Here is a 23,423-nt window from a genome sequence, read left to right as displayed (position 1 = left end):
TGGCGCGATACGAACTGACCGAGGTCGATTTTTCCAGAACCGTTGCCGGCGTCGAAGGCCTGAAACAGCCATGACGGACACCGCGACCGAGAACCGCCCGCTGCGCCTGATGCCCTATGGCCGCGCCTACAAGCCGTTTTCGATAGGCCTCTCGCAGATTGCGACAACGGACTGGCTGGAGGCGGAGGGTGATCTCGGCCGCTATCTCGACGAGAAGAGACAATTTCTGGAAGCGGACCCTGACGCAATCTTCCGCGCCGCGCCCGACAGTCTCGCAGCCCAGCAGGAAGCGCTCGAGTTGATTGTCCGCCACCTGGGGGACGAGCATCGCGACACCCACCGGCTCGACGGCGCCATGATGTCGATGGCCGGCCACACCGTCGATATCGCCGACGGGACCATGCCGCCGCTGATGCGGGCGGGATTGCTGATCGCCGACGACCTTGCCATTCTCACCAGGCATGACGGCCATTGGCATCTTTCCGCCGGCTTCATCGCTTTCCCCTCCTCCTGGTCGCTGGCCGAAAAGGCCGGGCGGCCGATGGACGAGGTCCATGCGGACGTGCCGGGCTTTCAGGGCGGCACAAGAAATGCGGCGATGGTCACGCGCATTTTCGACAACCTGAAGCCCGACCTTCCGGCCGAGCGGTTCAACTGGTCCTTCAAGGGCTCGAATGCGCTGGCGATGCCGGTCTCCAAGCATCTGCCGGAAGACCCGTTCCGGCCGGTCCGCCCGATCGGCGACAATGTCCTGCGCGTCGAGCGCCAGACGCTGCGTCGTCTGCCGGAAACCGGCGCCATCCTCTTCACGATCAAGATCCACGCCGATCCGCTGGCCATGGTCCGGCGCCATCCCGAGAACCATGCGATCGCCGCAGCCATGCTGAAGCAGCTTGACGGACTGACGGCGGAGGAGCGCGCCTACAAGGGAATGAAAGATGCCGATATCGACGCGCTTTCGGCTTATCTGCGGGAAGTTTTGAACTGACTTCTGGAACGACGGCAACAAATCCGCTTTACTGTTGCCCGGCGTTGTGGTCACGCTTTTAACGCGATCGACAGGCCACGGAACAAAATGGCCGTGTCACAATTTGTGCTTACGTTCGCGGCATTCGCCTTGCGCGCAGGTCCTAATCGAGAAGGAAACGGAAATGCTTCAGGAATACCCGATCCACGCCGAAATCACCGGACCCATTGTCATGATCGGTTTCGGGTCCATCGGGAGAGGCGCCCTGCCGCTGATCGAACGGCACTTCAATTTCGACAAGTCGCGCATGGTCATCATCGATCCGAATGACGCCCATGCCAATATCGCGGCAAACCACGGGGTCCGCTTCATCCACGCTGCCGTGACCAGGGACAATTACGAGGAATTGCTGGAACCGCTTCTGACAGAGGGCGAAGGTCAGGGCTTCTGCGTCAACCTTTCCGTCGACACCTCCTCGCTCGACCTGATGAAGCTGTGCCGCTCGCTCGGCGTGCTCTATATCGACACGGTGATCGAACCCTGGCTCGGTTTCTATTTCGACAAGAACGCGGACAATGCCTCGCGCACCAACTACGCCCTGCGCGAAACCGTGCGCAAGGAAAAGCGCAAGACCCCCGGCGGCACCACCGCCGTTTCCTGCTGTGGCGCCAATCCGGGCATGGTCTCCTGGTTCGTCAAGCAGGCGCTGGTCAACCTTGCCCGCGACACAGGAATGAACTTCGTTGAACCCATGGCAGATGACCGCGAGGGCTGGGCGCAGTTGATGAAGGATGCCGGCGTCAAGGGCATCCACATCGCCGAGCGTGACACCCAGCGCTCCAAGTTCCTGCGTCCGCAGGGAACCTTCTGGAATACATGGTCCGTCGAGGGGTTCGTCGCCGAGGGCATGCAGCCCGCCGAACTCGGCTGGGGCACCCACGAAAAATGGATGCCGAAGAACGCCAAGAAGCACAAGAAGGGCTGCAAGGCCTCGATCTATATCGAGCAGCCCGGGGCAAATACGCGGGTGAGAAGCTGGTGCCCGACGCCCGGGCCCCAATACGGCTTTCTCGTCACACACAATGAATCCGTCTCGATCGCGGATTATTTCACCGTCAGGAACGACAGCGACAAGGTCTCCTACCGGCCGACCTGCCACTATGCCTACCACCCGGCCGACGTGGCCGTGCTCTCGCTGGACGAGATGTTCGGCAATGGCGGCAACCCGCAGGCGGAAAGCCTGGTGCTGGAGGAGGCCGATATCCTGACCGGCATAGACGAGCTCGGCGTGCTGCTCTACGGCCACGACAAGAACGCCTACTGGTTCGGTTCAAGACTTTCGATCGAGGAAACGCGCGACCTGGTGCCCTACCAGAACGCGACCGCGCTTCAGGTCACCTCCGCCGTTCTGGCCGGCATGGTCTGGGCGCTGGAAAACCCGGAAGCGGGCATCGTCGAGGCCGACGAGATGGATTATCGCCGCTGCCTGGAAATCCAGATGCCCTATCTCGGCCCGGTCGAAGGCCACTATACCGACTGGACGCCGCTCTCCGATCGCCAGACCTTCTTCGAGGAACGCAAGGACGAGAAGGATCCCTGGCAGTTCAAGAACATCCTGGTGCAGTTCTGAGAACGGGGAACGGCCGCAACGCATCGCCTGCGCGGCCGTTCCGTCCTGCTCCTGCTCTCTCAGCCGGTCGCGACAAACGGGAACAGGCGCGTCGCCTGACATCGCACCGGGAAAACGGGTCCGGCCGCGCCGCCGGATCCGGCGATGACCTGCAATGAAGCCTTGATTATGTCAGGCGAGACGGCCGTGGCAGTGTTTGAACTTGCGGCCCGAACCGCAGGGGCACAGGTCGTTGCGGCCGACATTGCGGTATTCCGGCGGCAGTTGACCGGCAGGCGCTGCGGCTTCACCGGCGCCGACCTGTTCGCCCGCCATTTCGTCTTCGCCGGTATCCGGGTCGACATGGCTGGCGCGCAGCTTCGCCGGATCCACTTCCGGCTGGGGCTGCGGCTGTTGCGCCTCGCGCACCAGCTGGACGCGCGAGAGCTGCGAGACGGCAAGCTCGCGCATATTGCCGAGAAGCGCCTGGAACAGTTCGAAAGCCTCGGCCTTGTATTCCTGCAGCGGATCGCGCTGGGCATAACCACGGAAGCCGATGACCGAGCGCAGATGATCGAGATTGACGATATGCTCGCGCCAGAGATGGTCTAGCGACTGCATGGTGACCTGGCGCTGGACATATTTCATCACGTCAGGCCCGAACTGCTCGGCCTGCCTGGCCCGGACTTCCTCGGCCTGATCGGCGGCGGCATTGATGCGCTCGAGGATTTCCGGCTCGGCAATGCCGTCTTCGGCGGCCCATTCCTCAATCGGAAGGTCGAGGCTGAGAATGCGCAGGCAGTCTTCCTTCAGGCCGGCGACATCCCACTGCTCGGCATAGGCGCGTTCGGGAATGCGGCGGTGAACCGCGTTCTCGATCACCTCATGGCGCATGTCCTCGACGATCTCGGAGATATCGTCGGAATCCATCAGCTCCTTGCGCTGGTCGAAGACCACCTTGCGCTGGTCGTTGAGCACATCGTCATATTTCAGAAGGTTCTTGCGGATGTCGAAGTTTCGGGCCTCGACCTTCTTCTGCGCGCGCTCCAGCGCCTTGTTGATCCACGGATGGACGATCGCCTCGCCTTCCTTCAGGCCCAGCTTCGTCAGCATGCTTTCCATGCGGTCGGAGCCGAAGATGCGCATCAGGTCGTCCTGAAGCGAGAGGTAGAACTTCGAACGGCCCGGGTCGCCCTGACGGCCGGAACGGCCGCGCAACTGATTGTCGATGCGCCGGCTTTCATGACGTTCGGTGGCAATCACGTAGAGGCCGCCGGCAGCCAGCGCCTCCTGTTTCAGCCGGGCGACATCCTCGCGGATCGCCTGCTCCTTCGCCTCGCGCTCCGGACCCGGCGGCGTGAACTTGCGCTCGACCTCGACGCGTTCGCCCTCTTCGTTGGTGACGATATCGATGCCCGGCTCCAGATAGCCGAGTTCGGCCTGGATGCGCATCTCCAGATTGCCGCCGAGCTGGATATCGGTGCCGCGACCGGCCATGTTGGTTGCGATCGTCAGCGCACCGGGCACGCCGGCCTGGGCAATGATGAAAGCCTCGTTCTCATGATAGCGGGCATTCAGGATCTCGAACTCCGCGATGCCGTCGCGCTTCAGCGCCGCAGCCAGCATCTCGGATTTTTCAATCGAAGTCGTACCGACGAGAACCGGCTGGCCCTTTGCCTTCGCGGCCTTGATCTCCTCGACGATCGCCTCGTATTTTTCCTGGACCGTGAGGTAGACCTCGTCATCCTCATCGAGACGCACGATCGGCAGGTTGGTCGGCACCTCGACAACGTCGAGGCCGTAGATATTGCCGAATTCTTCCGCTTCGGTTGCCGCCGTGCCGGTCATGCCGGCCAGCTTGTCATACATGCGGAAATAGTTTTGGAAGGTGATCGAGGCCAGGGTCTGGTTCTCCGGCTGGATCTTGACGCCTTCCTTGGCCTCGAGCGCCTGATGCTGGCCTTCCGAATAGCGCCGACCCGGCATCATGCGGCCGGTGAATTCGTCGATGATCACGACCTCGCCGTCACGCACGATGTAATCCTTGTCGCGGGAAAACATCTTGTGCGCCTTCAACGCGTTGTTGAGGTGATGGACGATGGCGACATTCTCGACGTCATAGAGCGATTCACCCTTCATCAGACCGGATTCGGTCAGCATCTTCTCCAGCTTCTCCATGCCGTCTTCGGAGAAGTTTGCCGAGCGCTGCTTTTCGTCGATCTCGTAATCGCCCTCGTCCAGCATCGGAATGATCTTGTCGATGGTGACGTAGAGGTCCGAACGGTCATCGAGCGGCCCGGAAATGATCAGCGGCGTGCGCGCCTCGTCAACCAGGATCGAGTCGACCTCGTCGACGATCGCGTAATTGTGGCCGCGCTGGACCATCTCCGCGCGCTGCATCTTCATATTGTCGCGCAGATAGTCGAAGCCGAGCTCGTTGTTCGTGGCATAGGTAATGTCAGCGCTGTAGGCCGCGCGACGCTGCTGGTCGTCGAGGCCGTGATGGATGACGCCGGTGGTGAGCCCGAGGAAGCCGTAGAGCCGCCCCATGTTCTCGCTGTCGCGACGCGCCAGATAGTCGTTGACGGTCACGACGTGGACGCCCTTGCCGGCGAGCGCATTGAGATAGACGGGAAGCGTGGCGACGAGCGTCTTGCCCTCGCCGGTCTTCATTTCGGCGATCGCGTTTTCATGCAGGATCATGCCGCCGATCAGCTGGACATCGAAAGGCCTCAGGCCGAGCACGCGCTTCGATGCCTCCCGGGCGACGGCGAAAGCTTCAACAAGAAGATCGTCCAGGCTTTTGCCGTCGGCGAGCTGCTTTTTGAATTCCTCGGTCTTTGCCTTTAGGTCGTCATCCGAAAGCGCCGTCATCTGCTCTTCAAGCGCGTTGATCGCCGCCACGCGGGGCTTGTAGGAGCGGATCCGGCGATCATTGGCCGAACCGAACAATTTGCGGGCTACGCCACCGAGTGAGACCATTTCAATAGCTCTTTCTGAAAGTTGTCATATCTATCCTGTACGTGGCGCCGTACAAACGCATTCCTGACAAGCGGGGTCCATATCACCGTCCGGAGCTTCACTGGACGCGGGCTTGGCAGACAGATAAGAGGGGGGTCGGGGGATGTCAACGTCAAAGGCCGCGCCACAATGGCCACATTCCTGTGTTGCCGGTCTTCTTGCGGACCGCCGCACATTAAATCGCGGTAAGGATGCAACGCATTCCGGCCGCACACGTTGACGCGTGGCAACGCTTCTACCACATGCGACGGGCCCGACCGGCGCAAGAGGGCGAAACAGGAGGTTTCGCCGCACAACAGGAAAAGGTGAACTCATGCAGAAAAGACATTTGGCAGCGGCAGCACTCCTGGCCACGACTGTCAGCTTCGCGGTCCCGTCCTTCGCTCAGGACAGCGGCTCTTCCGCGAACGACGCCGTCGTCGCCACCGTCGACGGCGCCCCGATCACCCGGTCGGAACTGCAGACCACGCTCGACCAGTTCAAGGGCCAGTTCGGTCAGATGCCGGAGGAACAGCTGCGCGCGGTCGCCCTTTCGAGCCTGATCGACATGAAGGTCATCACCGATGCGGCGGAAAAGGAGGGTCTCGACAAGACCGAGGCCTTCAAGACGCGCATGGACCAGCTGCGCCAGGAAGAACTCTACAACGCCTTCTTCGACCAGAAGATCAATGCCGAGATCACGCCGGAAATGCTGAAGGCGCGCTATGACGAGGAAATCGCCAATGCGCCGAAGCAGGAAGAGGTCCACGCGCGTCATATCCTGGTCGACACCGAGGACGAGGCCAAGAAGATCATCGCGGAACTCGACAACGGCGCCGATTTCGCCGAGCTCGCCAAGGAGCATTCGACCGGTCCGTCCGCTGATAACGGCGGCGATCTCGGTTATTTCTCCAAGGGCCAGATGGTTCCGGAATTCGAAGAGGTCGCCTTCTCGCTCAATCCCGGCGAATATACCGAGACCCCGGTCCAGACCCAGTTCGGCTATCATGTGATCGAGGTCGAGGACACGCGCGAAAAGACGCCGATCCCCTTCGAACAGATTGAACCCCAGCTTCGCCAGCTCGTTGCCAGCGAGAAGTACAATGAAGTGGTCTCCAAGCTGAAGGCCGGAGACAAGATCGTTATCGAAGATAAGGACTTGCAACAGGCCTACGACGCCGTCAATAAAATGCAGTGATCCAAACCACCCGGCCCGCGCATCTGCCGCGGGCCGGACTTTCAGAGGCCTGCCATGACGACCGCCATATCCCCGCTCGCGCCCAAATCCTACCCGCCCATGCCGCCGATCGACGGCCTGCGCATCGCCACTGCCGCCGCCGGCATCAAGTACAAGGGGCGGACGGACGTCATGATGATGATCTTCGACGAGACGGCCGCTGTCGCCGGCCTCTTCACGAAATCGAAATGCCCCTCCGCCCCCGTCGATTTCTGCCGCGCCAATCTTGCCGGCGGCAGGGCGCGCGTGCTGGTGGTCAATTCGGGCAATGCCAACGCCTTTACCGGCAAGAAGGGCGCGGAAGCCACGGCGCTGACCGCGCGCACTGCTGCCGAAGCCGCGGGTTGCGCCGAGAGCGACGTGTTCCTGGCCTCGACCGGCGTCATCGGCGAGCCGCTCGATGCCTCCAAATTCGCAAGTGTCCTCTCCAGCATGGCGGGCGATGCCAGCGCAGACCTGTGGCTTGAGGCGGCGAAGGCGATCATGACCACGGATACCTATCCGAAGGTCGCGACGAGAGGCGCCGAAATCGACGGCGTCTCCGTGACGCTGAACGGCATTGCCAAGGGCGCCGGCATGATCGCGCCGGACATGGCGACCATGCTCTCCTTCATCGCCACGGATGCGGCCGTTTCCGCCGGTGCCCTGCAGCAGCTTCTCGCCGAAGGCGTGGGCGCAAGCTTCAACGCGGTCACGGTCGACAGCGACACCTCGACATCGGATACGGTTCTTGCCTTTGCCACCGGCAAGGCGCCCGGACAGGACATGGTCACCGACGGCTCAGATCCGCGCCTCGACGATTTCCGCGCCGCCCTTCATGCCCTGATGCAGGATCTGGCGCTGCAGATCGTGCGTGACGGCGAAGGCGCGCGCAAGATGGTGACGGTGCGCGTGACGGGCGCAGAGGATGATCGCGCGGCAAACGTGATCGCCCGTTCGATCGCCAACTCGCCCTTGGTCAAGACCGCCGTCGCCGGAGAGGACGCCAATTGGGGCCGCGTGGTCATGGCTGTCGGCAAGGCCGGCGAGAAGGCCGACCGCGACAGGCTCGCCATCTGGTTCGGCGATATCCGCGTTGCCGTCAACGGCGAGCGCGATCCCGACTATTCCGAGGAATTCGCCTCCGCCGTGATGCGCGAGGACGAGATCACCATTCGCGCCGATATCGGCCTCGGCGAGGGTCAGGCGACGATCTACACCTGCGACCTGACGAAGGAATATGTCGCCATCAATGGCGACTACCGCAGCTGATACCGCTCAAATGCCGCAGTCAGCCGCGTTGCCTTCGCGCAACACCGGCCGCCTCAAGCGCGCGTGCCGTGTTTACAGTCCGGTCTGAAGCGCACTAGATGAACAAAAACAATAACGTCGCGACAGGATCGGAACAAAGGTGAGTGCGGATCTTCCTCTTGTGCGCCGGCTGGAAGCCATGGGTCTGCGCGCATGGCCGGCAAAGAACGTGCATTACGACGGCGCCTGGCAGCTGCGGCTGACAGCGGGTCACCCGTCCAAACGTCTCAACAGCCTGTCGGTGCTCGACCAGTCGGATATTTCCGATATCGAAATCCGGTTCGAAAAGGCGCGTCGCCATTACGAGGCCTTCGGACGGCCGCTTCTGGTGCGCGAAACGCCGCTGACGCCGCCGGCGCTCGTCGAGTTCCTGCAGGCGGAAGCGGCAGAACCCTTCGACGCGACCGTCGTCATGACGCTCGATCTTTTCCGCTTTGAGCCTGACGACGGCGTCGAGCTGCTGCCCAGCCAGGATGTCGGCCGCTTTGTCGGCGCTGCGCTGAAGGTGAACCCGGTCGGCGAACTGACACGGGCAGGCCTTGCCGAAGTCGTGACCGCGATCAAGCCGGCACACGGTTTTTTCATCCGGGAAGAGGAGGACGGCGAGCCTTTTGCGGCCGGCCTCTGCGTCCATGATTTCGACATGGCCGGCATCGAGGCCTTTGCCGTTGCGCCCGGCGCGCGGCGCAAGGGCCATGGCCGCGAACTGGCGACGGGCATGCTGCGCTGGGCCAGGGGACGGGGCGCGCGCACCGCCTGGCTGCAGGTGACAGAGACCAGCGCGGCGGCGCTTGCTCTTTACCAATCCCTCGGCTTTCACGAGGCCTACAGATATCGCTACTGGCGCGAAAAGGCGGAAGAATGAGCGAGATGAAACTGCTTCTGGTGGCCGCCTGCGCCCTGATCGACACGGACGGACGCATCCTCCTGGCGCAACGCCCGGAAGGAAAGGCGCTTGCGGGCCTCTGGGAATTTCCCGGCGGCAAGGTGGAGAGCGGCGAAACGCCGGAAGCCTGCCTGATCCGCGAAATGGAAGAGGAACTGGGCATCACCACCAAGCCCGACTGCCTCGCCCCGCTGACCTTCGCCAGCCACACCTATGAGCGTTTCCACCTGCTGATGCCGCTCTTTATCTGCCGCCGCTACCAGGGCATTCCATCCGGCAGGGAAGGCCAGGCAATCAAGTGGGTGCGGGCGCGCGACCTGCGCGACTACCCGATGCCGCCGGCCGACGAACCGCTGATCCCGATCCTGCAGGATCTGCTGTAAACTAGCGCTTCAGCTTGAACTCCTCGGCGTTGAGCGCGTCGGCAAGACGCGCCTTCGCCGAACCGGGTTTCAGCGGTTTCTGCTGGCTCTCATGCGGCGCCCAGCCGGAAACATAGATGATCGAAAACGTCGCGCGGATGCGCCCGTCGGTATCGCTGTAGCGCTCGGCGTAAAGTTCTGCCGCCCGCAGGAAGAAGGCCCGGCTGACAGGCTTTTTCGACCGGTCGGAGAGCGGATTGGCCATGCCCATGGCTCTCAGATCCGCCATCAGGTCGAACAGCGTATCGTAACGGACCGTGTAATTCTCCTGGTCCACGACGGGCAGCGCGAAGCCGGCCCGCTGCAGCAGGCCGCCGACATCGCGGACATCGGCAAAGGGAATGACCCTCGGGCTGACCCCGCCGTAGATCTCGGCCTCTGCCGCAAGCAGGCAATCGCGCAGCTCGACAAGCGTGCCCGACCCCGGAATGGCCGCCAGGAACAGCCCGTCGGGTTTCAGCGCCCGCCGCGCCTGGATGAAATAGCCGGGCGTATCATTGGTCAGATGCGCGGCAAGGGGAGAAAGCACCAGATTGAGCGACTGGTCCTCAAGCCCCGGCCATTCCAGCGGCGCGACCGCGACAGGCGCATCCTCCGAGGAGAAGGCCTCGTTGCTTTCCAGCCTCTCGAGCCTTCCGACCTTGCCGCTCGCCAGCGCGGCCCTTGCCACGGCACCCGTCATGCCGTGCAGTTCGACGGCGCGGTCGAAGGTGCGCTCGACGACGGCCAACCGGTCGGCGATCTCTTCGGCGACAAGCTCGAGCAGGAAATCCGCGCCGGGCTTGGCCGCCTGCCAGGCCTTCAGCCGGTTCTTCTCCACCCGTTGTGAATCGAAAACCTGTTCCATGGCATGCGGCCTTTCTCAGTGACGCCTGCCCGCCAATTAGGGAGTCGCAAAGCATCCGTCAACGCGCTACCTTCAGGCCCATGGACGAGATCGAACCCTTCAGAGGCGAGACAATAGGGCAACGTTCCGCGGCATTGGCCCGCGGCGCGCTCTCGGCCTTCGGCAATCTCCTCTTCCCGCCGGTCTGTGCCGCCTGCGGCAGGACCACCGGGACGCATCGCGCGCTCTGCGTGGAATGCTGGAGCGATATCCGCTTCATCGAACGGCCCTATTGCGCGGTTCTCGGAACGCCGTTTTCCCATGATCTCGGCCCGGATATCCTGAGCGCCGCGGCAATCGCCAACCCGCCGGATTTCGACCGGCTGCGCTCCGCCGCCTACTACACAGGCTCCGTGCGCAATCTCGTCCACGCGCTCAAATATCGCGACAACACCCATCTTGCGGTGATGATGGCCGAATGGATGCGCCGCGCCGATGACGGCATGATTGCGCGCGCCGACGGCATCGCCGCCGTGCCGCTGCACAAGACCCGGCTGATGTCGCGCCGGTTCAACCAGTCGGCCGAACTGGCGCGCAATCTGGCGCGGCTTTCCGAAAAACCCTTCCTGCCCGGCCTCTTGCGGCGCACGCGGCGCACCAGCAGGCAGGTGGGGCTTAGCCGCACGGCGCGCGAGGACAATGTGCGCGGCGCCTTTGCGCTTTCGCCCGACAGCGAGGACAAGGTCTTCGGAAAGTCGATTCTTGTCATCGACGATGTCTATACGACCGGCGCGACCGTTTCGGCCGTCGCGCGCCTCCTGAGACGCAAGGGCGCGGCGGAGATCAACGTTTTGGCCTTTGCACGCGTTCTCGATGAAACTATATGAAGGCCGGATGCCAGCAAAGAAAGGACCCCAGTTCATCATGGCGAATGTCGAGATCTACACACGGGAATTCTGCGGTTTCTGCGCCCGCGCGAAGAAGCTCCTCGCCGACAAGGGCGTCGACTTTACCGAATACAACGCCACCGAGACCCCGGAGGTCCGGGCGAAGATGATCGAGCGCGCCAAGGGCGGCTCGACCTTTCCGCAGATCTTCATCGATGACCGCCATATCGGCGGTTGCGACGATCTTTTCGCCCTGGAACGCGCGGGCAAGCTTGACCCGCTTCTCGCCCCCTGAGGAACCTCATATGACCCGTTTTACCGCCGCCGCCCTGCAGATGCGCTCCGGCACCGACCCCGAAAAGAACGCAGAGACGCTGGCGCGACTGGTTGAAGAGGCCGCCGCGAAGGGCGCTGACTATGTTCAGACGCCGGAAATGACCGGCGCGGTGCAGAAAAATCGCAAGGCGCTGATGGCGGTGCTGAGGGGCGAGGAGGACGATGTCATCGTCCGCACGGCGTCATCGCTCGCCGAAAGACACGGCGTCTACCTGCATATCGGCTCGACGGCGATTGCCGTCGGCGACGACATGGTCGCAAACCGCGCGCTCCTGGTTGCGCCCGACGGGACCGTCGCCGCGCGTTACGACAAGATCCACATGTTCGATGTCGACCTCGACAATGGCGAAAGCTGGCGCGAAAGCGCGGTCTACCGGCCCGGAGAGACCGCTCTTCTGGCGAACCTGCCCTTTGCGCGCATCGGCATGGCAATCTGCTATGACGTGCGCTTTCCCGACCTTTTCCGCACCTATGCGCTTGCCGGCGCCGAGGTGCTGACGGCGCCGGCCGCCTTCACGAAGCAGACGGGCGAGGCGCACTGGCATGTGCTGCAACGCGCCCGCGCCATTGAAAACGGCGCCTTCATGATCTCAGCGGCACAGGCCGGCGTCCACGAGGACGGTCGCGAGACCTTCGGGCACTCGATCATCATCGATCCCTGGGGCCGCGTGCTTGCCGAGGCCGGCGATGTCGGAGAGGCGGTGATCACCGCCGAGATCGACACCGATCAGGTGGCCGAGGCGCGCGGCAAGGTCCCGAACCTGAAGAACATCCGCCCCTTCACGCTGGAAGAGCATCAGGCGATGCAAGCCAGTGCCGAAAAGGCCTGAGTGAGAGGCCGGCTCCGTGATCCATTATTCCCTTTCCTGCGACAATGGCCACGCCTTCGAGGGCTGGTTTTCCGGCAGCGATGATTTCGACCGCCAGGTCGAGAGCGGTTTTCTGGCCTGCCCGATCTGCAATTCGGCGAAGATTGCCAAGGATCTGATGGCGCCGCAGGTCTCGACCGCCCGCAGAAAGGACGAGCGCAAGGCGGCCCTTGTCGACAAGGCGCAACGCGAGGCCCTGGAGAAACTGAAACAGGCGGTGGCCGAAATCCGCGCCGGTTCCGAGGATGTCGGGGAGCGTTTTCCCGAAGAGGCGCGCAGGATCCACTACGGGGAGGCAAAGCAGCGCGGCATCATCGGCGAGGCAAAGCCCGACGAGGTGCGCGACCTGCTTGAAGAGGGCATCGAGATCATGCCGCTGCCCGTCCTGCCCGAAGACAAGAACTGAGCTTCCGGCGCAACGGATGGCGAAGACGGTTGGTGGAGCCGAGCGGGATCGAACCGCCGACCTCTGCAGTGCGATTGCAGCGCTCTCCCAGCTGAGCTACGGCCCCTTTCACCAAAATCGCTGATACTCCAAACCGGCCTGACGGGCAAGCGGGAAGAGACCGAAAACGCGGACGGAGCCGGTCCGGAAGCGAGGACGCATTGCCGCAGGCAGGCGGCCCACCCAACTGCGGGATGCGCTCCCGCCGCGCATCCAGACGGCAGGACATTCCGGCAGGAGGAGAGAGAATCACCTTCGCGCGCGCGGTCTTTTAGCATAACAATATGTTTTCATTTTCTTTTCTGGTTGCTTCTTTTGGCGCCGAAAGGTTGCCTGCCCACTCGATCCATGCCTGAAAAAGTTGCCGTTCGACAACACCTCTGTCCTATCAAGACCGAATCGTGCGCGCGCCCGCCGAGAATCTGTCGGCGGCAATTGTGTTTCAAACGGGTCAACGTATAGTCGTCTCTGCAATCGCCAATAAACGATTGAACACAATAACAACCGAGTGCGTCATGGCGTCCCTGCGTTCGTGTGATGATTATCAAGGGCTCTGGAGAGTACTGACCATGAAGACCAAATTTTTCCTCATCGGCTCCGCCTCGCTGCTTGCGGCTGCAACAGGCGCGACGGCCGCCGACCCCGTCGTGATGATCGAGCCGGTCACCGCCAGTTACGTCGAAGCCTGTGACGCCTTCGGCAGCGGCTATTTCTATATCCCGGGTACGGAAACCTGCCTTGATATCGGCGGCTATGTCCGTTTCGAGACGAAGTTCGGCGGCATCCAGACCGGTTCGGCCGCCGACGGCGACTGGTATCCCTACGTCAAGACCAATCTGGCGATCACCGCCAAGTCCGATACCGAGCTCGGCACGCTGACGTCGAAATTCGTTCCCGAGCTCTATTTCTATTCCAACGGCACCGGCGACGACTTCACCATCGACGAAGCCTATATCGACATCGGCGATGCACTCGCACTGCGCGCCGGTTACATCAAGGGCTACTGGAACGAGGACCTGTGGGGCGAACTCGACAATATCGACAATGTCAGCCGCTACAACGCGATCCGCATCGCCTATAACGGCGCCGACCATTTCCAGGCCGCCCTCGAGATTGACGCGATGACGCCTGGCAATGTCGGCCTCAGCGACACCAACTACCCCAAGCTCGGCCTTGCCGCCCGCCTTGGCTACATCGTCTCCGACAGCAACTACTTCAAGTTCGACGCCGCCTGGGACACCTACAACGAGACCTATGCGCTGCGTCCCTGGGCCGGCTTCGGCATCGGGCCCGGCACGTTCGAAATCGCCGGCCTCTACGAGAGCGGCTTCATCGCCTATGGCCCCGACTTCACCGCGGCCAACTGGAACGACAGCCCGATCGCCGGCACCTATCTGAAATATGCGGTGGCCGCCAACTACTATTTCAACGTCACCGAGAACCTCATCCTCGCGCCGCAGACGCAGTATAACGTCGCCAGCAACGACAAGGCTTTCTGGGAAGCGGGCGCCACCGCCGACTGGGAGATCGTCGACGATTTCCATCTGCGCACCAACATCAACTATGCCTTCCTCGACGACAGCTGGAACCAGCAGAACTGGTTCGGCTGGGTTCGTCTCGAACGCGATTTCTGATCTCTTCGTCACGGAAAACGCATTTTAGTCTTGCTGATTTCGTCATTCCCGGCATTGTGCCGGGAATGCTTTTTTTTCAGCCTGTCGCTTGCGTGGATGCTTCCGCAGCGGAACGATTGCACCCGGCAGGCCCCGCCGCGGTGAACGCCCCGCGCAGAACGCCGCACAGTGAATGCCGTCCGACCCAGCGGGACTGACGCAAAGCGCGCCCTGCCCGGCCGCCGGCCATGTGAAGCGAGACCGCCATGCCCCCTGCACCCGGAACCAGGCAACCCCGCGCCCTCTATATCCTATTCATGACCGAGTTTTGGGAGCGGTTCGGCTATTATTCCATGGTCTCGATCTTCACGCTCTACCTCGTGAACGTGCTGAAGATGGACGATGCTCGGGCCTTTCTGATCTTCGGCGCCTATACCTCGTTCGCCTACCTGACCACGGTTGCCGGCGGCGTGGCGGCCGACCGGGTGCTCGGCTTCGGCCGGGCGATCATCACCGGGGCGATCATCGTCGGCTTCGGCTATCTGGCCCTCGGCTTCGGCAGCGAGAGGCTGATGTTCCTGGCGCTTGCGCTGATGGCCGTCGGCAACGGCCTTTTCAAGCCGAATGTTTCCGCCCTTCTCGGGCATTTCTACACCGATGACGACCCGCGTCGCGCGCCGGGCTTCACCATCTTCTATATGGGCATCAATATCGGCGCCTTCGCCGGCGCGCTTCTTGCCGGCATCATCGCCACAAAGTTCGGCTACACCATGGCCTTTGCGCTCGCCGGCCTCGGCAAGATGGCCTCGCTTGCCACCTATCTGGCGGGCAGGCGCTTTCTGGAAAAGCGCGACCGGCCGCCGGAGATTTCAGGCAGCGCCCGCTGGAACGCCATTGTCGGCCTTGCGATCCTGCTGGCGATCGGCCTGTCGGCCATCCTGCTTTCCCGACCGGAATGGGCCGGCTGGTTCGTCTTCGCGGTCGGTGTCGCGCTGGTGGTCTCCTATTTCGCCATCATGGCGAAGGAAGATCCCGAAAGCCGCCGCCGCATGCTGATCCTGCTGGTGCTGATCCTGTTCTCGATCCCCTTCTGGGCGATCTATCAGCAACAGGGCATTTCGGTCACGCTGTTCACCGATCGCGACGTCAACCGCAATGTCTTCGGCTGGATCGTGCCGGCAAGCGAGGGCACGGCGTTTTCGGCGCTGGTGCTGATCATCCTCTCGCCTTTCGTCGCGCGTCTCTGGCTCTTTCTCGCCCGCAAGGGCTATGCCGTCAGCGACCTGGTGAAATACGCGCTCGGCCCGATCTTCCTCGGCCTGTCCTTCTGGGTTCTCTCAGTAGGCATCGTCGAGACCGGGGATACGGTCAAGGCGAGCCTGATGTGGATCGTGCTGTTCTACATCGTCTTCGAGATCGGCGAGATCTGCCTGTCGCCGCTTGGCCTGGCGCTGACGACCAAGCTGGCACCGCGCCGGCTCGGCGGCTATGCCATGGGCGTGTGGTTCTATGCCACCGCCGCCGCCAATTTCGTCGCCGGCGTGATCGGCGACTACGCGGCCGTGCCCAAGGGTGCCGCACCCGCCGCGGAAGCCTCGATCTACGAGCACGGCTTCTTCGTCTACGGGCTGATGGCGATCGCCGCCGGCATCATTCTCCTGGTTCTGGCACCGTTCCTGAAGCGATTGATGCACAACCGAGATGATTCTGGACATTGATGGCCGTCATTTTTACGAAGAGGCGAAGAGTGATTTTGAGCAATGGCTTCCGAAGCTTTCGAAAGACGCCATCTTTCTGTTTCACGATACCGAAGTCAGGGAGCGTGACTTCGGCGTATGGAAACTGTTTGACGAGCGAAGCCAGAAATATCCGTCGTTCAATTTCCATCGTCAGCATGGGTTGGGGGTGCTGGTCCTGGTCGGCCTGCTGCCCCGGCAATCCAATGCGCCCGTTCGACAGGCCGGATCGCTTTGAACGAATGACCTCTCACCAACGTCCATTCACCGCCGCGCGCTGTCCGGCACGCGACGGCGAACGCATTCCGGCCGTCAGGCCGGTTCTGACCACTCGGTCTCGAGATCGACGGTGAGACGCTGGCGGATATCGCCGGCATTGGCGGCGACAAGAAGCGTATAGCGACCCGCCGGCGCCACCCATCGCTGGCGTTCGACATCGAAATAGGCAAGATCGCGCGGCACGATGCCGAGGCTGGCCGTTCCGTGCTCGCCCGGCGTGAGGGCGAGGCGGGCGAAGGCGCGTAGTTCCTTTTTCGGGCGGGCGACGGGCACGTCGTCCACCATCGCCTCCGGCTGCACGTAGAGTTGCACGACCTCGACGCCATCCGCCGCCCCCGAATTGACGATTGGTACGGTGACGGTGACCCCGGCATCCGTCATGATCGCGGTGTCCGCCGTGGCGTCGCCCCAGTCAAACCGGGTGTATCCGAGGCCGAAACCGAAGGGGAAGAGCGGCGGCACATCGCGGCTGTCGTGATGGCGATAGCCGACGAATACGCCCTCGTCGTAGCGCACATGCCCGTCCTTGCCGGGATAGGTGAGCGCATCGTCGCTCCAGGCCGAATTGTCCTTCATGCGGCGTGGGAAGGTCTGCGGCAGCCGGCCGCCGGGATAGGCCGCGCCGCTCAGCACATCGGCAATCGCATTGCCGACCTCCTGTCCCGGATACCAGAACTGAACGACTGATTTCACCTTGTCGAGCCAGGGCATCTCCACCGGACCGCCGGTCTGCAGCACCACAACCGTGTTCGGATTGACGGCGGCCACGGCCTCGATCAGCGCATTCTGCCGGCCGGGCAATGTCATGTCCGGCAGATCGTGCCCCTCGCTGTCCCATTCCTCCTGGCGGCCGACGAACAGCACCGCCACATCCTGCTCCCCCGCAAGCCTGACGGCATCATCGATGTCCTGCTCGCCCATGGTCTTTTCAATCCCGAACCGGAGCGCGCGAACGGTGATGCCGTTCTCGGCCGAATCCGGGGAACAATAGTCGATGACCAACTGATAGGTGGTTCCGGCTTGAAGCTCGATTTCGACCTGTCGCTCGTCATTGGCCGCACCGAAAAAGTTCTGTCCGTGCGACCAGTCGCTCTCGCCGTCGATCAGCAGTTCGCCATCAAGATAGGCGCGCGCGAGACCGGCATTGGTCATGCCGGCGCGGTAGGTCCCGTTTTCCTCCGGGGTGAAGGTCGCGACGACCTGCACGGAAAAATCGTTCTGGTCCAGTTCCGGGACCGGAAGATCGAACCAGAAGCAGTTGAGCGCCTCCTCGGTTGCGATATGAACGGGCTTGCCTTCAAGCCGGCGGCCGTGATGGAACCGAAGCTCGACATCGCCCTGCAGGACCTGCGTCAGCCTGTTGTTGGTGCAGCCCTTGGCATGGGAAACGCGATTGTCGCCGAAGGCGGCCTTCAGCCCCGCGACCGGCGTCACCCGATAGGGCGCGTTGATCTGCGCCGAACCGCCCCCCATCAACCGCGCCACGCCGGCATTGGGGCCAAGCGCGGCAATCGATACGTTCTTTTCGAGCGGCAGCAGATTGCCTTCATTCTTCAAAAGAACGGCGCCCTCCGCGCCGAGACGACGGATCAGCGCACGGGTCTCCGGCGCATCACGCGAGGTTTCCGCCTCGGGACCGGCGCTGTGAAACGCGCCGACGCGCTCGAACAGAACGAGCAGGCGGCGCGCTGCCGCCCGGATCGTCTCGGCATCGACCTCGCCTGCCTTAACAGCATCGATAAGCCTTGCACCGCGGTAGCGTGTCGGCCCGGGCATTTCGAGATCGTGTCCGGCATTGACCGAGGCCGCGACCGAATTCGTGCCGAACCAGTCCGACATGAAGATGCCGTCATAACCGAACTCACCGCGCATCACCTCCTGCAGCGCCCATTTGTGGCCGTCCATATGGATGCCGTTGAGCCGGTTATATCCGGTCATCACCGCCCAGACGCCTGCCTTCTTGACCGCTGCCTCGAACGGCGGCAGGTAGATCTCCCGCAGCGTCCGTTCATCGACATCGGATGAAACCGTCTGCCGGTCGATTTCGGAATCATTGGCGACGAAATGCTTGATCGTCGCGCCAACGCCATTGTCCTGCAGGCCCTTGACATAGGCAACGGCCAACATGGACGTCAGCAGCGGGTCTTCCGAATAGCACTCGAAATTGCGACCGTTCAGACCCGAGCGGTGCATGTTGACCGTCGGCGCCAGTAGCACCCGCGCGCCTTTCGAACGCGCCTCGGCGGCCAGCGCCGCCCCCATTTCATAGGCCGCATCTCTGTTCCAGCTCGCCCCAAGTGCGATGGCGCAGGGGAAGGCGGCCGCCGGCGTGCCGTTGGTCAGGCCGCCCGCGCCGCGCGCGCCATTGGGGCCATCGGAAACCTTCACGGCCGGAATGCCGAGGCGCGGCACCGGAACGGTGGTCCAGAAATCCGCCCCCGCCATCAGCGACACCTGTTCCTCCAGGGTCAGTTCCTCCAGAAGGTGGTCAATATTGACGGCCGCGCCGCCCGTCTGATCATTGTTCATCAAAACCTCATTTCATCGCCGGCATGGACGTCCGACAGCCACGCACGCGGCGCAGCGCCAATCACTGTGGCCACACGAAAGCACAAAAAGCTACTAAACACTAGGTTTTAAGTTTTACCCCCTTTCATGTATCCTGGGAAACCAATGGAGATGACAGGACATGCCGGACGACACCCCGACAAAACGCGAACCGCGAAAGGCAGGCGCCGGTGCGCGGGGGCCTTATGGGAAAGGCCAGCGGCGGCGCGCCGAAATCGTCGAGGCGGCAGTCCGCGTGTTCAGCCAATCGGGCTATCAGAATGCGGCCATTGCCACCGTCGCCGCAGAGGTGGGGCTTACGCTTCCCGGCCTGCTGCATTATTTTCCAAGCAAGACCGCGCTGCTGCTGGCGGTCCTGGAAGAGCGGGACGCGGTCACCGCCGTTATGTTGCCGAAGAAGGGCGCCGATTGGCGCACATTCCTCGGTTCCCTGGTGGATATCGTTCGGTATAACGAGACGATCCCGGGCGTGATCCGCGCCTTCGCGCTTCTCTCGGTGGAAAGCCTCTCGGCCGATCATCCGGCTGCGGACTGGTTCGCGGCGCGCTCGGCAAGGACGCACGCCATGATCGCCGGGGCCCTCAGATCGGGCCAGGCTGACGGCACATTCGATCCGGCATCCGATGCCGACAACCTCGCTTTCGAGATCATCGCCATGATGGACGGTTTGCAGGAGCAATGGCTGCGTTCGGGCGAAACGCTCGACATGGCCGGCATCTTCGGGAACTACATCAATCGCCTTGCCGGGCAATACGGCCGGGATCACGATCGCTTGGTTTGGATAGGGTGAAGGCACCGGGTTCGCCGAAGACCCGGACACAGGACGGCGCCACAATCCGCGCCTTCCGGAAGGCCTGTGTCGCGGGAAACGGCATCAGTATGTCGGGACGCCTCGAGCCTCGCCTGCTCAGGTGCCGGCCGTTCGCGGCGGCGATGCGGAGCGCAGCGTGTTCATGCCTATCGTTCGCAGAGTTCAATCAGGATTCCGTCGGGATCGCGGCAGAACGCGACCTTGTCGACGATGTCGCGGTTGTAAGCCTCGCGCGGAGCCTCGACCAGTTCGACGCCGGCCTCCTCCAGCCTGCGGTAGAGCGTGTCGATATCATCGAAGCAGAACGTCAGATGACGCAGCCCCGCCCGACCGGCGGCGACGTCTTCGGCCTGCAGCGCTCCGGTCGCCGGGCCCATGATCTCGAGCATCCCGTTGCCCGCATCAAGGAAACAGAATTCGAAACCGGAATCATCCTGCCCCCTGCGGCGCACCGTCAGCTTCAGCCCGAGCAGATCCACATAGAAATTCAGGCTCTTATCGATATTGCTGACAGTCATGCCTACGTGTTCAAAACCCTTCAGCATCTCCGATCTCCATCTCAATCGTCCGCGGATTCGGACGAGAACCGGCCCAGTTCGTCCGCGCGCAACAATTCGTCAGTCACGTTGTTTATATGGCGCGTCATGGCGTGACGCGCGGCTTCCCCATTACGCATTTTCAACGCAGCAACGATGGCATAGTGATCGCCGATCCACAACGCACGCACCTTCGGGGCATGGATGTGCCGGTGAACGCGCTGCCACATGCGCGAGGCGTCGCGCTGGTCCCACAAGGCCTGGATCATCGACAGGATGATGGCGTTGCCGGTCATGTTCGCGATCGTCAGATGAAACTCCCGGTCTCCCTTTTCATTCAGGAAAACCTCATCGGTTTCCAGCTGCATGCGCTCGATGCATTCCTCGAGCTCCATGATGTCATAGCGTGTGGCCCGTTCGGCGGCGAGCGCGGCGGCGCTCGATTCCAGCGCCAGCCGCGCCTCCAGCAATTCGAAAGGGCCCGGCCCGATGTCGGTGTTGATGGCATCGAAGCTGAGAGGGTTGACATGCGCCGGCAGCACGATGATGCCGGCACGACCGCGCACCTCCACGATGCCGCGCATCTCCAGCGCGATCACCGCCTCGCGCACCACCGTGCGGCTTACCTCCAACTGTTCGGCGAGCTCGCGTTCGGAGGGCAGCCGCCAGTCTTCCCTACCCTGATTTTCCTCGATCATCCGGGCGATGCGCCGTGCCACAACCTGGTAAAGCCGCTTGGCCGCAAGCAGGCGCACCTTCCGCCCGCCCGCGCCTTCGCCCTGTGCGGCTCCGGCCGATCCCGCGTCATTCGGGCTGGTTGTGTTGGCACTGCGCACGCGTCTGCTATTCCTTCCCCGCCTCCGGCAGCCATGACCGATAGAGCGGATGGTCCTCGGTAATCGGCAATGGCGTCGGCCTGCCGGTACGATCTGAATAATACGCCGCCGTGACCAAGGCCAGCGAATTCCGCGCATCAGCAAGTGTCACCGGCGGCGCGCGGCCTTCCACAAGCGCGGCATGGAACAGCTCGAACTGGCGCGTGTAGCCATCCTCCGTGACCGCGACCTCGGCGAGCGCGGCGTCGATGCGCGCCTGATGCGCGGCATCGCCGGCGATGAACCGCCACGGATCACGCCCCATCGTATAGGGTTCGCGAATGCTTTCGGCGGTCAGGTTTTCAAAACAGAAGCGCAACCGCGAAATCTCCTCGCGTGAGCCGAGCGTCATCGACAGGCTTGCCAGCGAACCGTTCTCCATCTTCACGGCCAACGCCATCGTGTCCTCAACCTCGATCTTGTTGACCAGCGTCGCTCCATAGGCGAAAACCTCGGCGCAGGGGCCGTGGACATAATTGAGCATGTCGTGGGCGTGGATGGCATGGCCGAGCAAACCGCCGCCCAGTTCCGTTGCCCACTTCCCGCGCCATTCCACCGCAAAATAGGGCGGAGGACGCCACCAATGGGTCTCGATCGTGGTCATGAACGGCCGGCCGGCCAGCCCTTTCGCGATCAGGTGTTTCAGCTTCTGCAATCCCGTGCCGTAGCGATACTGAAAGATCGGCATGATAACCCTGCCGGATGCCGCCGCAATCTTCTCCATAGCGTCGACATCGGCGAGCGAACCGAACAGCGGCTTCTCGCAGATGACGTGCTTGCCCGCTTCAAGCGCCCTTCGAGACAGCTCGAAATGGCTATGCGGCGGCGTGCAGACGTCGATGATGTCGATATCCTCGCGGGCGAACAGCGAATCGGTGTCCTGCGTGTATTCGGGCACGCCGAATTCCTCGCAAAGCGCCCGGCCGCGCGCTTCGTCGAGCGAGCAGATCACCTTGACCTCGAAGCGCTCGGCATTCCACCTGTAGCCCGTCATGTGACGGGCGGCGATACCGGCGCCGATGACGGCAACGCGGAACTTTCTGGTCATGGTTTCTCCTCCCGGTTCCGCTCAGCGCGCGGTGATGTTGTGGGCTTTTTCCTGGGCCTCGAGCGACAGGCGGCAGACCTCGAAAACATGGGCCTGGCTCATGGCGGTTTCGGTCCGCTCGCGCACATCGGTGACGAACTGGTCGAAATAGTCGAGTTTCTCCCCGGAACAGTCGATATATTCGGTATGGGTCCGGTCAACGAGGAACAGGTGGTCCTTGCCGTCGCGGCCGCAGATATCGACATATTTTCGCAGCTCGATATAGCCGTCCGTGCCGAGAATGGTGAGACGGCCGTCGCCCCAGGTCGGCAGGCCGTCCGGCGTGAACCAGTCGACGCGGATATAACCGGCGGCATGATCGCTGCGCAGCAGAACCTCGCCGAAATCCTGAAAGGCGGGATGGTCTCCCGTGGCGAAATTGCCGATGCTGGCGGCAGCGACTTCGGCCGTCTCCGAGCCGGTGTAAAACAGGAACTGATCGATCTGGTGCGAGGCGATGTCGATGATGATGCCGCCAAACCGGTCAAGTTCAAAAAACCAGTCCGGCCGCTGGCCCGCCGACTTGCGGTGCGGCCCCATGCCGATGGTCTGCACCACCTTGCCGATCGCTCCCGCAGTAACCAGTTTTCCGGCCTTGACGGCGGAGGGAACACAGAGCCGCTCGGAGAAACAGACCGAGAAGATCCGGCCGGTCTTTCCGACGGTCTCGCGCACCGCCGCGAGTTGCGCGCCAGTGGTCATACCAGGCTTGTCGACCATGACATCCTTGCCGCCTTCCATCGCCCGGATCGCGAGACCGGCGCGATCTGCGGGAACAGCGGCGATGCAGATGACGTCAATACTGTCGTCGCCAAAAATCGTCTCCCGGTCGATGACGGGCGCATCGGGATAGGTTCGACGGAATGCGTCAACCAGTTCTGGAACCGAGGTTTTTTCGCAATATCCTGCGAATTCGGCCCCTGCCGCCAGCAATCCGTTGACGTGATCGAAAATATGTCCGTGGTCGATGCCCACGACAGCAAACCTCAACATTTACCTGGTTCTCCTTGGTTTCGGCAAAGCACGACACCCGGCTGAAGTTCGAAGTCGCATCCCAATCTTGCCGATTTGGACAGACCAAACAAAAATAATCTGGCTCTGTCAAGCTGCTCTCTTGTGGAGACAAGCGCTTCATAGCCCATTT

The 23,423-nt window shown here is 62.5% G+C and carries 21 protein-coding genes and 1 tRNA gene; 14 read left to right on the top strand and 8 right to left on the bottom strand.

Translation table 11 applies throughout. From position 1 onward, the window contains the following. The first annotated feature begins 70 nt into the window (after positions 1-70). Both AC5DC2_RS00770 and AC5DC2_RS00765 read left to right on the top strand, forming a co-directional pair. Positions 71-988, top strand: a complete 918-nt coding sequence (locus AC5DC2_RS00770) for a heme-dependent oxidative N-demethylase family protein (RefSeq protein WP_491697134.1) — start codon at positions 71-73, stop codon at positions 986-988. A 163-nt stretch (positions 989-1,151) separates the two neighbouring features. Then, positions 1,152-2,597 (top strand): homospermidine synthase, encoded by a 1,446-nt coding sequence (locus tag AC5DC2_RS00765; RefSeq protein ID WP_491697133.1) that lies wholly within the window; start codon positions 1,152-1,154, stop codon positions 2,595-2,597. Positions 2,598-2,768: 171 nt separating this feature from the next. On the opposite strand, the gene secA is transcribed toward AC5DC2_RS00765, so the two are convergent. Then, on the bottom strand, positions 2,769-5,558 hold the full coding sequence (secA, locus tag AC5DC2_RS00760) for a preprotein translocase subunit SecA (RefSeq protein WP_491697132.1): 2,790 nt from the start codon (positions 5,556-5,558) through the stop codon (positions 2,769-2,771). A gap of 352 nt (positions 5,559-5,910) precedes the next feature. On the opposite strand from secA, the gene AC5DC2_RS00755 reads away from it, so the two are divergent. From AC5DC2_RS00755 to mutT, 4 genes are all read left to right on the top strand, one after another. Beyond that, positions 5,911-6,774, top strand: coding sequence for a peptidylprolyl isomerase (locus AC5DC2_RS00755; RefSeq protein ID WP_036236863.1), 864 nt, complete (start codon positions 5,911-5,913; stop codon positions 6,772-6,774). Between the two features lie 54 nt (positions 6,775-6,828). Then, positions 6,829-8,064, top strand: coding sequence for a bifunctional glutamate N-acetyltransferase/amino-acid acetyltransferase ArgJ (gene argJ / locus AC5DC2_RS00750; protein ID WP_491697131.1), 1,236 nt, complete (start codon positions 6,829-6,831; stop codon positions 8,062-8,064). Positions 8,065-8,203: 139 nt separating this feature from the next. Next, complete coding sequence (locus tag AC5DC2_RS00745; RefSeq protein WP_491697130.1) at positions 8,204-8,968, top strand: GNAT family N-acetyltransferase; 765 nt, start codon at positions 8,204-8,206, stop codon at positions 8,966-8,968. Further along, positions 8,965-9,372 (top strand): 8-oxo-dGTP diphosphatase MutT, encoded by a 408-nt coding sequence (gene mutT / locus AC5DC2_RS00740; protein WP_491697129.1) that lies wholly within the window; start codon positions 8,965-8,967, stop codon positions 9,370-9,372. The genes AC5DC2_RS00745 and mutT overlap by 4 nt, the downstream gene beginning before the upstream one ends. Position 9,373: 1 nt before the next feature. Here mutT and AC5DC2_RS00735 read toward each other — a convergent pair whose 3' ends face one another. Further along, positions 9,374-10,258, bottom strand: a complete 885-nt coding sequence (locus AC5DC2_RS00735; protein ID WP_491697128.1) for an SAM-dependent methyltransferase — start codon at positions 10,256-10,258, stop codon at positions 9,374-9,376. A gap of 80 nt (positions 10,259-10,338) precedes the next feature. On the opposite strand from AC5DC2_RS00735, the gene AC5DC2_RS00730 reads away from it, so the two are divergent. The 4 genes from AC5DC2_RS00730 to AC5DC2_RS00715 are packed head-to-tail and all read left to right on the top strand — an operon-like array spanning position 10,339 to position 12,735. Continuing rightward, positions 10,339-11,124, top strand: a complete 786-nt coding sequence (locus AC5DC2_RS00730) for a ComF family protein (protein ID WP_491697127.1) — start codon at positions 10,339-10,341, stop codon at positions 11,122-11,124. 37 nt (positions 11,125-11,161) lie between these two features. Further along, on the top strand, positions 11,162-11,419 hold the full coding sequence (gene grxC / locus AC5DC2_RS00725; protein WP_491697137.1) for a glutaredoxin 3: 258 nt from the start codon (positions 11,162-11,164) through the stop codon (positions 11,417-11,419). A 10-nt stretch (positions 11,420-11,429) separates the two neighbouring features. Beyond that, positions 11,430-12,290, top strand: a complete 861-nt coding sequence (locus AC5DC2_RS00720; protein ID WP_491697126.1) for a carbon-nitrogen hydrolase family protein — start codon at positions 11,430-11,432, stop codon at positions 12,288-12,290. Positions 12,291-12,306: 16 nt separating this feature from the next. Next, on the top strand, positions 12,307-12,735 hold the full coding sequence (locus AC5DC2_RS00715; protein ID WP_024709817.1) for a DUF1178 family protein: 429 nt from the start codon (positions 12,307-12,309) through the stop codon (positions 12,733-12,735). Between the two features lie 30 nt (positions 12,736-12,765). Here the strand turns inward: AC5DC2_RS00715 and AC5DC2_RS00710 are convergent. Beyond that, a tRNA-Ala gene (locus AC5DC2_RS00710) sits at positions 12,766-12,841 on the bottom strand. A gap of 502 nt (positions 12,842-13,343) precedes the next feature. Here AC5DC2_RS00710 and AC5DC2_RS00705 point away from each other — a divergent pair. The 3 genes from AC5DC2_RS00705 to AC5DC2_RS00695 all read left to right on the top strand — a co-directional run bounded on the left by AC5DC2_RS00705 (position 13,344) and on the right by AC5DC2_RS00695 (position 16,361). Further along, positions 13,344-14,408, top strand: coding sequence for a porin (locus AC5DC2_RS00705; protein WP_491697125.1), 1,065 nt, complete (start codon positions 13,344-13,346; stop codon positions 14,406-14,408). A 245-nt stretch (positions 14,409-14,653) separates the two neighbouring features. After that, positions 14,654-16,105, top strand: coding sequence for a peptide MFS transporter (locus tag AC5DC2_RS00700; protein ID WP_491697124.1), 1,452 nt, complete (start codon positions 14,654-14,656; stop codon positions 16,103-16,105). Beyond that, positions 16,089-16,361 (top strand): class I SAM-dependent methyltransferase, encoded by a 273-nt coding sequence (locus AC5DC2_RS00695; RefSeq protein WP_491697123.1) that lies wholly within the window; start codon positions 16,089-16,091, stop codon positions 16,359-16,361. The genes AC5DC2_RS00700 and AC5DC2_RS00695 overlap by 17 nt, the downstream gene beginning before the upstream one ends. Positions 16,362-16,435: 74 nt before the next feature. On the opposite strand, the gene AC5DC2_RS00690 is transcribed toward AC5DC2_RS00695, so the two are convergent. Further along, on the bottom strand, positions 16,436-18,931 hold the full coding sequence (locus tag AC5DC2_RS00690) for a beta-glucosidase (protein ID WP_491697122.1): 2,496 nt from the start codon (positions 18,929-18,931) through the stop codon (positions 16,436-16,438). A gap of 160 nt (positions 18,932-19,091) precedes the next feature. On the opposite strand from AC5DC2_RS00690, the gene AC5DC2_RS00685 reads away from it, so the two are divergent. Further along, positions 19,092-19,760: a TetR/AcrR family transcriptional regulator gene (locus tag AC5DC2_RS00685; protein WP_491697121.1), complete on the top strand. Its 669-nt coding sequence runs from the start codon at positions 19,092-19,094 to the stop codon at positions 19,758-19,760. 167 nt (positions 19,761-19,927) lie between these two features. Here AC5DC2_RS00685 and AC5DC2_RS00680 read toward each other — a convergent pair whose 3' ends face one another. The 4 genes from AC5DC2_RS00680 to AC5DC2_RS00665 are packed head-to-tail and all read right to left on the bottom strand — an operon-like array spanning position 19,928 to position 23,272. Further along, positions 19,928-20,326: a VOC family protein gene (locus AC5DC2_RS00680; protein ID WP_024709811.1), complete on the bottom strand. Its 399-nt coding sequence runs from the start codon at positions 20,324-20,326 to the stop codon at positions 19,928-19,930. Between the two features lie 14 nt (positions 20,327-20,340). Then, positions 20,341-21,153 carry an FCD domain-containing protein gene (locus AC5DC2_RS00675; RefSeq protein WP_491697120.1) on the bottom strand — a complete coding sequence of 271 codons (813 nt, stop codon included), beginning with the start codon at positions 21,151-21,153 and terminating at the stop codon, positions 20,341-20,343. Between the two features lie 7 nt (positions 21,154-21,160). Further along, positions 21,161-22,240: a Gfo/Idh/MocA family protein gene (locus AC5DC2_RS00670; RefSeq protein ID WP_024709809.1), complete on the bottom strand. Its 1,080-nt coding sequence runs from the start codon at positions 22,238-22,240 to the stop codon at positions 21,161-21,163. Positions 22,241-22,261: 21 nt separating this feature from the next. Continuing rightward, entirely contained in the window at positions 22,262-23,272 is a 1,011-nt protein-coding gene (locus tag AC5DC2_RS00665) for a Gfo/Idh/MocA family protein (protein ID WP_491697119.1), read from the bottom strand. Positions 23,273-23,423: the final 151 nt, after the last annotated feature.

It is taken from the genome of Martelella sp. (assembly GCF_984369615.1).
The sequence above is the reverse complement of the archived record's forward strand: the minus strand, read 5'-3'. Positions and strand labels throughout refer to the sequence as shown.

Bases quoted from the DNA above. Each gene is read 5' to 3' on its own strand.
- AC5DC2_RS00755 (WP_036236863.1), top strand. From the start codon at position 5,911: ATGCAGAAAAGACATTTGGCAGCGGCAGCACTCCTGGCCACGACTGTC.
- AC5DC2_RS00705 (WP_491697125.1), top strand. From the start codon at position 13,344: ATGAAGACCAAATTTTTCCTCATCGGCTCCGCCTCGCTGCTTGCGGCT.
- argJ (WP_491697131.1), top strand. From the start codon at position 6,829: ATGACGACCGCCATATCCCCGCTCGCGCCCAAATCCTACCCGCCCATG.
- mutT (WP_491697129.1), top strand. From the start codon at position 8,965: ATGAGCGAGATGAAACTGCTTCTGGTGGCCGCCTGCGCCCTGATCGAC.
- AC5DC2_RS00685 (WP_491697121.1), top strand. From the start codon at position 19,092: ATGCCGGACGACACCCCGACAAAACGCGAACCGCGAAAGGCAGGCGCC.
- AC5DC2_RS00665 (WP_491697119.1), bottom strand. From the start codon at position 23,272: ATGTTGAGGTTTGCTGTCGTGGGCATCGACCACGGACATATTTTCGAT.
- AC5DC2_RS00770 (WP_491697134.1), top strand. From the start codon at position 71: ATGACGGACACCGCGACCGAGAACCGCCCGCTGCGCCTGATGCCCTAT.
- AC5DC2_RS00690 (WP_491697122.1), bottom strand. From the start codon at position 18,931: ATGAACAATGATCAGACGGGCGGCGCGGCCGTCAATATTGACCACCTT.
- secA (WP_491697132.1), bottom strand. From the start codon at position 5,558: ATGGTCTCACTCGGTGGCGTAGCCCGCAAATTGTTCGGTTCGGCCAAT.
- AC5DC2_RS00765 (WP_491697133.1), top strand. From the start codon at position 1,152: ATGCTTCAGGAATACCCGATCCACGCCGAAATCACCGGACCCATTGTC.
- AC5DC2_RS00735 (WP_491697128.1), bottom strand. From the start codon at position 10,258: ATGGAACAGGTTTTCGATTCACAACGGGTGGAGAAGAACCGGCTGAAG.
- AC5DC2_RS00720 (WP_491697126.1), top strand. From the start codon at position 11,430: ATGACCCGTTTTACCGCCGCCGCCCTGCAGATGCGCTCCGGCACCGAC.
- AC5DC2_RS00730 (WP_491697127.1), top strand. From the start codon at position 10,339: ATGGACGAGATCGAACCCTTCAGAGGCGAGACAATAGGGCAACGTTCC.
- AC5DC2_RS00670 (WP_024709809.1), bottom strand. From the start codon at position 22,240: ATGACCAGAAAGTTCCGCGTTGCCGTCATCGGCGCCGGTATCGCCGCC.
- AC5DC2_RS00680 (WP_024709811.1), bottom strand. From the start codon at position 20,326: ATGCTGAAGGGTTTTGAACACGTAGGCATGACTGTCAGCAATATCGAT.
- AC5DC2_RS00695 (WP_491697123.1), top strand. From the start codon at position 16,089: ATGATTCTGGACATTGATGGCCGTCATTTTTACGAAGAGGCGAAGAGT.
- grxC (WP_491697137.1), top strand. From the start codon at position 11,162: ATGGCGAATGTCGAGATCTACACACGGGAATTCTGCGGTTTCTGCGCC.
- AC5DC2_RS00700 (WP_491697124.1), top strand. From the start codon at position 14,654: ATGCCCCCTGCACCCGGAACCAGGCAACCCCGCGCCCTCTATATCCTA.